Origin of the sequence: Photobacterium chitinilyticum, from assembly GCF_004104355.1 — a bacterium.
In the GTDB taxonomy this organism is placed as follows: Bacteria; Pseudomonadota; Gammaproteobacteria; order Enterobacterales; family Vibrionaceae; genus Photobacterium; species Photobacterium chitinilyticum.
This window is the reverse complement of the sequence record NZ_RJLM01000001.1, coordinates 511,192-523,248: the sequence shown is the minus strand read 5'-3', so window position 1 is coordinate 523,248 and position 12,057 is coordinate 511,192. Positions and strand designations below refer to the sequence as shown.

Annotated in this window: 11 protein-coding genes and 1 pseudogene; 11 read left to right on the top strand and 1 reads right to left on the bottom strand. The window is 47.3% G+C overall.

Annotated elements, in window-relative coordinates; genetic code table 11:
- Nucleotides 1–165: 165 nt before the first annotated feature.
- Nucleotides 166–342: pseudogene (locus tag EDI28_RS27865) on the bottom strand (IS1595 family transposase); the annotation flags it as partial.
- 254 nt (nt 343–596) lie between these two features.
- On the opposite strand from EDI28_RS27865, the gene EDI28_RS26845 reads away from it, so the two are divergent.
- From EDI28_RS26845 to EDI28_RS02190, 11 genes are all read left to right on the top strand, one after another.
- The gene (locus EDI28_RS26845) at nt 597–770 is read left to right on the top strand and encodes a hypothetical protein (protein ID WP_164918458.1); all 174 of its coding nucleotides are present in this window, start codon (nt 597–599) and stop codon (nt 768–770) included.
- 189 nt (nt 771–959) lie between these two features.
- Nucleotides 960–1,802: a TPR end-of-group domain-containing protein gene (locus EDI28_RS02235; protein WP_128782206.1), complete on the top strand. Its 843-nt coding sequence runs from the start codon at nt 960–962 to the stop codon at nt 1,800–1,802.
- A 247-nt stretch (nt 1,803–2,049) separates the two neighbouring features.
- Entirely contained in the window at nt 2,050–3,438 is a 1,389-nt protein-coding gene (locus tag EDI28_RS02230; protein WP_128782205.1) for a DEAD/DEAH box helicase, read from the top strand.
- A 77-nt stretch (nt 3,439–3,515) separates the two neighbouring features.
- The gene (locus EDI28_RS02225) at nt 3,516–4,808 is read left to right on the top strand and encodes a rhodanese-like domain-containing protein (RefSeq protein WP_128782204.1); all 1,293 of its coding nucleotides are present in this window, start codon (nt 3,516–3,518) and stop codon (nt 4,806–4,808) included.
- A gap of 306 nt (nt 4,809–5,114) precedes the next feature.
- On the top strand, nt 5,115–6,272 hold the full coding sequence (locus tag EDI28_RS02220; protein ID WP_128782203.1) for an aminotransferase class V-fold PLP-dependent enzyme: 1,158 nt from the start codon (nt 5,115–5,117) through the stop codon (nt 6,270–6,272).
- Between the two features lie 91 nt (nt 6,273–6,363).
- A complete protein-coding gene (locus tag EDI28_RS02215; protein WP_128782202.1) occupies nt 6,364–7,539 on the top strand; it encodes a double-cubane-cluster-containing anaerobic reductase in 1,176 nt (391 codons plus the stop codon).
- Nucleotides 7,536–8,324, top strand: coding sequence for an acyl-CoA dehydratase activase (locus EDI28_RS02210; protein WP_128782201.1), 789 nt, complete (start codon nt 7,536–7,538; stop codon nt 8,322–8,324). Before EDI28_RS02215 ends, EDI28_RS02210 begins: the two co-directional genes overlap by 4 nt.
- A 10-nt stretch (nt 8,325–8,334) precedes the next feature.
- Nucleotides 8,335–8,613 (top strand): putative Se/S carrier protein, encoded by a 279-nt coding sequence (locus EDI28_RS02205; protein WP_128782200.1) that lies wholly within the window; start codon nt 8,335–8,337, stop codon nt 8,611–8,613.
- Nucleotides 8,597–9,163, top strand: coding sequence for a sulfurtransferase-like selenium metabolism protein YedF (gene yedF / locus EDI28_RS02200; RefSeq protein WP_128782199.1), 567 nt, complete (start codon nt 8,597–8,599; stop codon nt 9,161–9,163). The genes EDI28_RS02205 and yedF overlap by 17 nt, the downstream gene beginning before the upstream one ends.
- 264 nt (nt 9,164–9,427) lie before the next feature.
- The gene (locus tag EDI28_RS02195; protein WP_128782198.1) at nt 9,428–10,051 is read left to right on the top strand and encodes an NAD(P)H-dependent oxidoreductase; all 624 of its coding nucleotides are present in this window, start codon (nt 9,428–9,430) and stop codon (nt 10,049–10,051) included.
- The gene (locus EDI28_RS02190) at nt 10,048–11,982 is read left to right on the top strand and encodes a monovalent cation:proton antiporter-2 (CPA2) family protein (RefSeq protein ID WP_128782197.1); all 1,935 of its coding nucleotides are present in this window, start codon (nt 10,048–10,050) and stop codon (nt 11,980–11,982) included. The genes EDI28_RS02195 and EDI28_RS02190 overlap by 4 nt, the downstream gene beginning before the upstream one ends.
- Nucleotides 11,983–12,057: the final 75 nt, after the last annotated feature.

Here is a 12,057-nt window from a genome sequence, read left to right as displayed (position 1 = left end):
TCACTTACTTGGTTTCGAATAAGGAAAGAGAATTTCACCAGCTTCTATAATGCCTCACGCTTGAAAGCTAACAGCTAGCACACAATACTTTGCTTTCAAGCATAAATTTATATAGTGTCCCCATTAATCTTTTTAATAGAGTCAAGCCAATGGTGTTCCAGTCTATGCAATAAATGTTTTCAAACAGTTTTTACAACGACATAGCTGCATATTGTCTACCTTGCCGTAACATCCAACAAGAGAGCTATGACAGTGGGAACATTTCGGGGTATCTATTATTCTTTATTCTAAATTGCGAATGATCTGAGAACTTGAGTCAGTTCCTTGAAGCAGTTTTTCAAGCTAAGTCGACAGGCTATTAATGAGCTTAGTGCATGGTGATCCCCTCCAGTTGCTGTCGACTTTAAATGCAGCAACAACTAAAAGGGAGTATAGCCAAAAAATAGCCGTTTCTACGCCTACAACCTTGGGATTAATGTGATCTACGCCTGTTTACTCATCCCTAACAAATAACAACAAGGATGATGCTTTTTTAACCACCAAACGACAGGATGTTGCTAATCAACCAATTGTATTTAGTTCGAGGGTATAACTACATGCTTATTTTTAATAAGGCACATGTCTTTTCTAACCGACCAGATAGTGAAATTTCTGATGATGCGCCGGCCCCATCTTTTGCTGCGAAAGAACAAGAAGCAAAGCGCCTGGCAATGCTTGCATCGGTTCAGCAAAGCGGTGGTTTTGAACTATCGGAATGCCACCAGCATTAGTTCCCTACTTCCCTCCCCATAATAAAGAGTTGCCAGAGCCATAAGTGTAAGCGATGGCAATTCTTTTCCAACAATCAAACAACGATACCCAGTTACCTCAAATCTCTAAGTTTCCCCGCTTTATCTGTTCGGCTTGTTCGGTATATAGTCAGCTAGTAATTCGTCAACCAAATGATATAGGACCTAGATATGTACCAATGGCTGTTATCTGCTCTTGTTGTGACTTTACTGTCGTTTCCTGCATGGGGGCAGGAGAAGTACTCGCAAGAGAGTCTTTATGACAAACCACTAATGGAACGCTATGTCCTGGACGAACTCAAATCTCTGCGCACAGACCAACAAGATCTTGAGCGTAGGCTTACAATTGAAATCACCGACCGTGAATTGAGTGTCGCCGATAAATCAATGAACTATGCCAATGTCACTGTGACTTATTTTTTCTACCTTATCGCGGGTGCGGCTTCGTTATTCGCACTGGTTGGCTGGCAGTCACTGAAAGAAATCAAAGAAAATACCAAACAAATGGCCGACCAACAGTTACGGGATATCGCGGAACAATATGAGAAAAAATTCCAGCTACTCGAGCGCGACCTGAAACGAAAAACACGGATCATAGCCCAAAATAACAAGGAGATTGAGATCATCAACGAGGTGCACAATCTCTGGCTAAGAGCCCAAGGCTCACAGACCCCCGAACAAAAAATGGAAATATACGATGAAATCCTGAAAATCCGCCCCGGGGATCTTGAGGCATTGACTCATAAAGCCGATGCCGCGATGGAAATTCGCGAATTCCACTGGGCTCTGAGTATCTGTAACCGGGTACTGGAAGTGGATACCTCCAATGCCCATGCCTTGTACCAACGTGCTTGCGCCTATGCCTGCCTGGGTGCCGAAGAGCAGGCCATCTCTGATTTAGAACAAGCAATCCTTGGCAGTGCCTCGCTCAAAGAACTGGCCCGAGATGAGCAAGACTTCGAATCATTGCTAGGTAACGAACGTTTTGAAAGCTTAATAGCGACAACCGAATAGGCAAACCATGCTTATTCCGCGCAACCTTCGCGGGTCTCGTCGTCCAAATTATTAGCACTTTATCCTAAGCTGCTGTAAGCTAGCCGGCTTCCTGCCTCTGTGAGGCCGGTCACGCAATACCAATCGAGATAAGTATCTAACCTCTCCGCAAGTTAACGAAAAGTAAACTGCTCTGAGACCAAGCGCTTGATTGTAGGTGTCTTCTAACCACTATTGGTATTTATATAATTTTGACTGAGACTATCTTATGAGTTTTGCCTCTCTGGGCCTATGTACCCCGATCCTTGAAGCTGTCGCTAATCAAGGCTATGAAAAACCTTCGCCAATTCAAGCTCAGGCAATCCCTGCCGTGCTCGAAGGCAAGGATGTCATGGCGGCTGCGCAAACAGGAACAGGCAAAACCGCAGGTTTTACCCTACCTATTTTGGAGCGTTTGTCGAAAGGCCCCAAAGTCCGAGCCAATCAGGTGCGTGCTCTGATCCTTACCCCGACCCGCGAGCTTGCCGCGCAAGTTGGAGTAAACGTCGCAACGTATTCCAAGCGACTCCCGCTTAGCTCGGCTGTTGTGTTTGGTGGCGTAAAAATCAACCCTCAGATGATGCGCATGCGTCAGGGTGCCGATGTACTGGTTGCCACTCCGGGCCGTTTGCTGGATCTCTATAACCAGAAAGCAATTAAGTTCGACCAGCTTGAAGTACTGGTACTTGATGAAGCTGACCGCATGCTGGATATGGGCTTTATTCGCGATATTCGCAAGATCTTGGCTGTATTGCCAAAAAACCGCCAGAACCTCCTGTTTTCCGCCACGTTCTCTGATGAAATTCGTCAGTTGGCAAAAGGTCTGGTGAACGATCCGGTAGAAATTTCTGTTACCCCGCGAAATGCAGCAGCACCAACCGTAAAACAATGGATTCATCCGGTTGACAAGAAGAAGAAACCGGCGGTACTGGCCAAACTGATCCAAGAAAAAAAATGGAAGCAGGCACTTGTCTTTACCAGAACCAAACATGGCGCCAACCGTCTTACTGCTTTCCTTGAAGAACGTAACATCAAGTCAGCAGCAATTCACGGTAACAAGAGCCAAGGTGCGCGTACCAAGGCACTCGCCAATTTCAAGAGCGGTGAAGTCCGAATTTTGGTTGCGACCGATATTGCGGCCCGTGGTATCGATATCGACCAGCTGCCTCAGGTTGTAAATTTCGACCTACCGAATATTGCCGAAGATTATGTTCACCGTATTGGCCGTACCGGCCGTGCAGGTGCGGAAGGACAGGCGATCTCTCTGGTCTGTGCCGATGAGTACAAAGAGCTGACAGCCATTGAGCGCCTGACGCAACAAATTCTGCCACGCGAGGAAGTATTTGGCTTTACACCGGCCATCAAACTAGCGGAGTCACAACCACTGCGCCCGCTAAAAGCCAAAAAGCCCAAGAAACCGAAAAAACCAAGAATTGAACACAAAGATGGCCAGCGTTCAGGCGACAGTGCAAGCGGACACCGCACTGCATCCAAAAAGCCGCAGTCTCGCCGGACAAACAGCGCCAGCAATGACAACAAGCCTCAGGGCAGAAAGCCACAAAAAAATAAGCCAACAGGCACTGGCAACAAAAGCCGAAAACCTCGCACATCTGCATAGGTCTGTGATCTTATATAAATTATGAACCAGGATGGCACTATATAATGCCATCCTAACTTCACTACTGGGTCACTAACATGTTTTCTGTCAGACGGTTACTCGTACCTATCTCTATCCTTATAAGTACCCCGCTAATGGCAACCACTTTTGATGAGCTCGCCAAGCTACCTGCTAGCGATATCCAGGTGATCGACTGTCGTTCCAGCAACAACTACAACGGATGGCCTGAAGCCTCACAAACCCGAGGCGGACATTTCCCTGGTGCTATCAACTTTGACTCAGACTGGTTAAGTACGCTTCGTCCACCGCACCTCGAGCACCTATTACAAAGCAAGGGGGTGGAATTAACCAAGCCAACCTACCTCTACTGCGCCCCAGAGAAAGCCACTGTCCTTAGCAAACAGCTTGATAGTATCGGCATCAACAATATTACAACGGTCTCGCAGAGTATCAGCGACTATTCCGGCCAACTTGAACGATTGGCTAGATTCGAGCAGCTTGTTACACCGCAGTGGCTAAAACAGATCATCGATGGTGAACAGGCTCTGTATGCACCGGAAAAAGGCTTCAAGGTAGTTGAAGTTGCCTGGGGGCCACCAACCAAGTATCTTGCTTCCCATATCCCGGGCGCACTGTATCTCAATACCAACAAGATTGAGTCGGAGCCTTGGTGGAACCGAGTCGACGATCAAAAACTTGCAGAAACCATCAAGCAGCTCGGCATCCGATTTGATACGACCGTTGTATTGTACGGTCGTGACAATACAGCGGCAGCCCGTGCCGCCAACATCCTGATGTATGCTGGTGTCGATGACGTGCGCTTGCTCAACGGCGGCTGGAAGTCATGGGTAAACGCAGGTTATATTACCGAGCCGATGCTTAACAAAGCGGGTAAACATATCGATTTTGGCCGTCCGATCCCATCGCGTCCGGAGCTGATCATTGATGTGCCGGAAGCCAAATCAATACTGGATGATCCAGAGCATCAGTCTCTGGTTAGTATTCGCAGCTGGGAAGAATATATCGGCAATACCAGTGGCTATAAATACATCAAACCCAAAGGACGTATTACCGGTTCTAAATGGGGCCACGCTGGTTCGGATGCCTATCACCTTGAAGACTTCCGTAACCCGGACGACACTATGATCAGCGCCGATATCATCGAAGCTTTCTGGAAAGACTGGGGAATTACCGAGTCACAAAAAGTCTCCTTCTATTGCGGCACAGGATGGCGCGCTTCGGAAACCTTCTTCTATGCCTACGTCATGGGTTGGGAGAATGTCAGCGTCTTCGACGGCGGTTGGTTCGAGTGGAGCGGTGATCCTAGCAACCCAAGCTCAAGCGGTGAAATAACACCAAGCCAAAGCTAGACGAATCCACTCATTTTAAAGCTCAAACTTGTGCCATCCTTGGCTGACACAGAATGATCTTAAACAGACTTCTGTGTCAGCAATCATTACTACGCGCTTGTTATTCTGCTTATCACAAGGCTGATTTGCAACGATCCCGCATATGCGATCCATTTCACTGTAATTATTTTCATTAATACTAATATATGCACCGCTACCTCTTAAGGAGTAGCACTTCCTGCCGTCATAGTCCGGCTGTTAGGTGTTTTAGGCTGCATCCCACAAATGTGGCGATTTAACAGCCTGGTATTAAGAGATATTGTAATCATGATTTACCTTGATCACGCGGCTACCAGTAACCCCAAGCCTGCCCAGGTTGTTGAGGCGATGACTCATTATATTAGCCAGGGTTGTGCCAACCCAGGCCGTGCCAGCCATCCATTGGCCAATGATGCTAGCCGCCTGACCTTTGAAGCCAGAGAAAGACTAATCGACTTTTTCAGCGCTGATGAAAATGCACAAGTGGTATTTACCGGCAATATTACCGAGTCTCTTAACTTAGCATTAAAAGGCCTGCTACGCCCGGATGATCAAGTATTAGTCAGCAGCATGGAACACAACGCCATGATGCGACCACTACGCCAGTTAGAACAAGACGGTATTATTGTTACCGTTATCCCTTGCTGCCCAGAAACAGGCCTTATCAACGTTGCAGATATTGCTGCAGCAATTACACCAAAAACCACGTTGGTTGCCATCAATCACGCATCCAACACCTTTGGCACCATTCAACCTATCGATGATATTGGTCGGCTTTGTCGTCAGCAGCAATGCTTATTTCTGGTTGATACAGCACAGACCGCAGGAGTTGTTCCCATCGATATGGAAAGCGCCTGTATCGACTTGTTGGCATTTACCGGACACAAGGGCCTATTGGGGCCTATGGGGATCGGCGGCTTAATCATTGGTCATCGGCTACATGACACTGCCATCACACCATTGATCACAGGTGGCACAGGTAGTAACTCTGAACTCGAATTTCAACCCGATTTTTTACCTGATGCTCTGGAAAGCGGCACTCCAAACTTACCGGGGATTGCAGGCCTAAACGCAGGAGTACGTTGGTTACAGGAAAAATCTGTTGAATCTGTATCCCTACACGAACAGAAACTGACCAGGCAATTACTAAAAGGCCTACGAGAAATTCCCGGAGTTATTCTATATGGCCCAGATGACACACAGCCACGTGTCGGCGTCGTTTCCTTTGTTATTAACAACAAAGATAACGGCGAAGTTGATGAACAGCTGGCCTATGAGTACGGCATCTACTGCCGGACAGGCTTGCATTGCGCGCCAGCCGCACATAAAACCTTGGGTACCTTCCCAAGCGGCACCATACGGCTAAGCGTCGGTGCTTTTACCACTTCAGAACAAATAGAACAGGTTATTGCTGCAATTAGACAGCTGGCCTCAGATACCCACTAATCAAGTACAGCTTATCGGCGACAGGTTTAAGAATAGCCTATGCCTGGTTTCCGTTATCAGATAACAACACATTAAGATACAAAGGGATGCTATGTTAGATACGAGCAAAGGCGGCTTCACGCCAGAAAAACAAGCACCATCACCATTAGACTATTTTAAAAGCGCAATTTCAGATGAAATACGCTATGTCTCTGAGCAAAAAGATGCAGGCCGGGGTATCGTCGGTTTTTACTGCGAATTCACTCCCAGAGATCTGATTATGGCAGCGGGAGCCACTCCCATTTGTCTTTGCGGCACCAGTCAAAATACCATCAGCCATGCTGAAGCCCTGCTTCCTTCTAACTTATGTCCGCTAATCAAATCCTCCTTTGGCTATGCACTAACCGGAGGTTGTCCGCTACTCAATGATTCTGACTTGTTAGTTGCCGAAACAACCTGTGATGGCAAGAAAAAAATGTATGAAATTTTGTCTCGTGACAAAAACATGCACGTACTTGAGCTGACCCAAAAATCAGACAAAGATCGAGCATTCAAGCACTGGCTGGCTGAAGTTGAAGAGCTAAAACAAAAACTGGAACAGACTTTCCAAGTCGACATCACAGAACAGAAATTACGAGCAGCCATTAAGTCGATGAATGAAGAGCGTCGCCTGATCCTCGCAATTCAAGAGCTCGGTCAGCATAAACCTGCCATAGTGTCAGGTTATGAGATAGCTCAGACCCGATACCGTGTTGCCGGATTTTCTAAGCATCATGAGCAGATGAAAAGCTTTTTAGACATGGCAGAAAATAGACTGACCCAAGGCTATCAGGCTGCACCTGCCGATGCTCCTCGTGTTCTGCTCACAGGCTGCCCTACCGGTCATGGCACAGAAAAACTCATTGAGATCATCGAAGAATGTGGCGGCGTGGTCGTGGTTCAGGAAGCCTGCTCCGGTATTAAAGGGGTGTATGAAGAGGTATCAGAACAAGGTGATCCCCTTGAAGCCATTGCCCGTAAACACTTTAATATTCCCTGCTCCTGCATGACCCCAAACAAAGGAAGAGAAGATTTATTACGAAAACTAGCACGGGATTACCAAGCCGATGCCGTTATCGATCTGGTTTGGCAAGCTTGCCATACCTATAACGTTGAATCTGTCTTGATCAACGAATTCGTCCGAAATGAACTAGGCCTCGCTTATCTAAAAGTGGAAACCGATTATTCCAGCTCAGATCGAGAACAGTTAAAAGTTCGGGTACAAACGCTACTGGAGCTAGCTCAATGATCACATGTGGTGTCGATATCGGATCTCGGACCATAAAGGTGGTCATATTTGATGGTCAGAATATTATCGATTCTGCTACCACCTTAAGTGGTGCAGCACCGAGGGACAATGCAGAGCGTCTGTATCTGGAAATGCTCGCAGCAAACCACTGCACTCAATCAGATATCGCAATGACAGTAGCCACGGGCTATGGCAGAAACTACTTCGAACTGGCTGATAAGGTCTCTTCTGAAATCATCTGCCATACAGCAGGCGTTGCCTTCTTGTGCCCACAAGTTAGAACCATCATAGATATTGGCGGCCAAGATTCCAAAGTTGTTCAGGTTTCAGCCGAGGGAAAAGTCGCCGACTTTGTGATGAATGATCGCTGTGCTGCCGGAACCGGCAAATTTATTGAAATGGTTGCCCACACCCTGAACATGTCACTAGAAGAAACCGGTACTGCCGCCTTGTCCTGCGATGAAATTTGCGAGGTCTCATCCATGTGTGCCGTCTTCGCAGAATCAGAAGTGATTGGTTTGCTACACAAAGGAGTACCCCCAGAAGTGATTCTGCGCGGGGTATTCCGCTCAGTGGCCAAGCGCGTTGTATCACTGGGACGTAAGCTAGGGTTCGCTGAACCTATCGTGTTTACCGGTGGTGTCGCACAAAACCCAGGAGTACTTGAAGCAATTCGAGTCCAGGTCGGCGATCCATCGGTTGAAATACCCAGCAACCCGCAACTGACAGGATCCTTGGGGGCCGCCATCATTGGTCAGCAAATTGCGACCAAAAACCTGCAGTAGAGAATACGCCATGAAAGATTCAGTCTCTATCTCAATTGATTACATTATTACCTTCAACTCAAGTCATCAGGCATTAAAAGCAGAAAGCAAACTGAAGAAGGCAGCGTTAATACCAAAACTGATCACCTCTCCAAGAGCTATCAGCTCACAATGCGGTTTTTGTATTGCCCTAGAAAATTGTGGCTGGCCGGATATGGCGAGTCAACTTGAACAATTAAACGTGGAATACACCCACTTCTATACGAGACAACTTATCGATGGAGTAAAACATTATGAAAAACAAGATTGATGTTCGCGGTATCTCACAACAACAAGCTCTGAATCAGTTAGAAAAAGCATTAGAAGATCAAAGCATTAAAACCGTAGAAATTCTAAGTTCAGAGCAAGATAGCACCTCAACGCTAATCAACTACCTAAGCAATAAAGGTGTAGCCGTTGAAGAAGTCCTGCAAACACCTGAAGGACAAACGATTATTGCCAACATTAGTCGCAAGCAGATAATGACGCAAAAGTCCTATGTCGTCGGCAACGATACCCTAGGCCAAGGCAATGAGGTGATCGGCCAAAAGCTGATGAATGCTTTTTTCAATGTCAGTTCCGATTATGAACAGGTTCCTGCCTCTATCTTTTTTGTTAATACAGGTGCCAAACTCTGTGTTGAACAGGCTGACACAGTCGACGCTCTACGTAAACTGCAAGAAAAAGGAACAGACATCATTGTTTGCGGCACCTGCCTAGATTTCTTCGAAATCAAAGATAAGCTGGCTGTTGGCCGAATCGGCACCATGCACGATCTCATTGCTATCTACCACGGTCAGGAGCAGGTGATTAGCTTATAAAACAAAGGCTAATAATAAAGAATGTCGCGCGGCTAATTAGCCAGCGCGGCAATCTAATCAGCCGCTAGTCAAATCAACAACCCAGTCACCGCCGAAGACAAATTTAGCCACTCCCAATTCGGCCACCCACATGCGATGGAAGGCGGGTCACGTAAAGAGAATGCCACTATCTTCTATAATGGTTGCAAGCTGTAAAGCAAGAAGTAGGATGAGACAAAACTCAAACTACTGGCAACCGAATTTAGATTTATAGTAAGGAAGACTATGACCCAAAAGGTATTGGTGCTTTTTGCACATCCTTCTCAGCATCGTTCTGAGGTCAACCAACCTCTATTTGAATCGGCCAAGCAAATTGACGGCGTCACGACCGTCGACCTTTATGCTGAATACCCCACTTTTAATATCAATATTGACCGCGAACAACAGCGTTTAGTCAAACATGATGTGATCATCTTCCAGTTTCCTTTGTATTGGTATTCCACACCTGCCATCTTAAAAGAATGGCAAGACTTGGTGCTGGAATACAGCTTTGCGTATGGCCCCGATGGCGATGCTTTAACAGGCAAGGCATTTTTTTGTTCGCTAACCGCTGGCGCAAAAGCGGATGCTTACCATACGGATGGCTATAACCATTTCACCATCCGCCAACTGCTTTATCCTCTTGAGCAAATGGCAAGCCTGACAGGTATGTGCTACCTCCCTCCTTTTACGCTGTTTGGCTCACGCACCGCACTTGAAGAAGAACGCATTGATGGACACCTTGAGTCTTGGCGTAACCTGCTGAAGAGGCTCGTCGCAGGAAAGGTTGATCTCGACATCGCAGCACCAGCTGAAAAACTCAATCATTATTTGGATGCTAATCCAACCCAAAAGCGGGAGATAAAATGACCAGTATCTTTTTACAGGCGTTTATCTACCTTGTCGCCGCAGTTATCGCAGTGCCAGTGGCTAAACGCCTCGGCTTAGGCTCTGTATTAGGTTATCTCATCGCGGGCGTCGTCATTGGTCCAGTTATTGGTTTGGTGGGAGAAGAAACCAATACGATTCAGCACTTTGCTGAATTCGGTGTGGTAATGATGCTGTTTCTTGTCGGCCTGGAACTGGAGCCGAAAATGCTGTGGGCGATGCGTAACCGCCTGATGGGACTTGGTGGGCTGCAAGTTGGCGGAACAGCCGCCGCAGTGATGGGGAGCGCCTTGTTCTTTGATCAGCCTTGGACCATTGCACTCACGATCGGCCTCATTTTTGCGCTCTCTTCCACCGCTATTGTGCTGCAAACCTTCAACGAGAAAGGCTTGAGCAAAACTGAAGGTGGCCAAAACGCCTTTTCGGTACTTTTGTTCCAAGATATTGCTGTGATCCCAATGCTGGCATTTATTCCTTTGTTGGCACTACCAAAGCTGATTGAACAAGCGCAGGCAGCAGCGACCACAGCCGCAGAGCATCACGATGAGTTAAGCTTAGTGGCCAGTTTGCCGGGTTGGGCGTATGGTTTAGTGATCACAGGATCCATTATTGCTGTTGTAGTCGGAGGGCATTACCTCAGCCGCCCGCTGTTCCGTTTTGTTGCTAGTTCGGGTTTGCGCGAAATTTTCACTGCCACCGCATTGATGCTGGTTATCGGCATTGCCGCGTTAATGAGCCTTGTCGGTTTGTCTCCGGCACTGGGTACTTTCCTAGCCGGCGTCGTATTGGCGAACAGCGAATTTCGCCATGAGCTTGAGTCCAACATCGATCCGTTCAAAGGATTACTGCTCGGGCTGTTCTTTATCACCGTTGGGGCAGGTATCAACTTCTCGGTGCTGTTAAATGACTTCACAATCATTATCGCTCTGACATTGGGCGCCATGGCAGTAAAAGCCTTGGTGCTCTATGGTCTTGCGTTAATCTTTCGAATAAAGGGCAGTGACCGCTGGCTGTTTACATTAAGCCTCGCGCAGGCGGGTGAATTTGGTTTCGTGCTGCTTAGTTTCTCTCTGCAAAACCACGTTATCCCCGCGGATATAGCACAACCCCTCTCTTTAGTCGTCGCACTTTCGATGTTCCTCACTCCGGGGCTATTTATCTTGTTTGATAAAGTCATTCTGCCGCGCTTTGAAAAAACCTCCAACGACCGCGAAACGGATGAAATCGATGAGCAAGGTACCGTCATTATTGCGGGCATCGGCCGCTTTGGTCAGATCGTCAATCGCCTGCTGGTATCAAACGGAGTGAAAACAGTAGTGCTTGACCATCAGGCTAATCAGGTCGATGTCGTACGCCAAATTGGCACCAAGGCATATTTTGGTGATGCAACACGCCCTGATTTACTACACACTGCAGGGATTGAACACGCCGCAGCGCTCGTGGTAGCCATCGACCATCACGAACACAGTGTAGAGCTAGTAAAATACGTCAAGCACACCTATCCAAAAGTCAAAATCATTACTCGCGCCTTCGACCGAGGTCATGGTTACCAATTAAGACAAGCCGGTGCTGATATCATTGAATCAGAGACCTACCACTCGGCCTTGGAGGTTGGCGGACACGCTATGAAATCTCTTGGCCTGCACCCATTCTTTGTGGAACAACAAAAAACCACTTACAAACGGGTTGAAGAGCGCAAGTCCGACAAGCTGTATGCCGCGTGGAAAGATGATTCCGAAGAAGAACGCTTCGACAATAACTATCGAGATCTATTTATTCGCCTAGAAGAAGTCATGGCAGAAGAGATGAAAAAAGATCGCAGCGATAAACATTCGCGTTCAGAACGCGGCTGGACACCGCCTCCGAAAGGGTATACTGATACATTCGACGATGATCAACCTCAGGTCAATTAAGCATTCATTCCACCACTCGCCCCTGCTATGCGGGGGCAATTCAACCAAACATAAAACCATGCAGGAAGAGAAGTC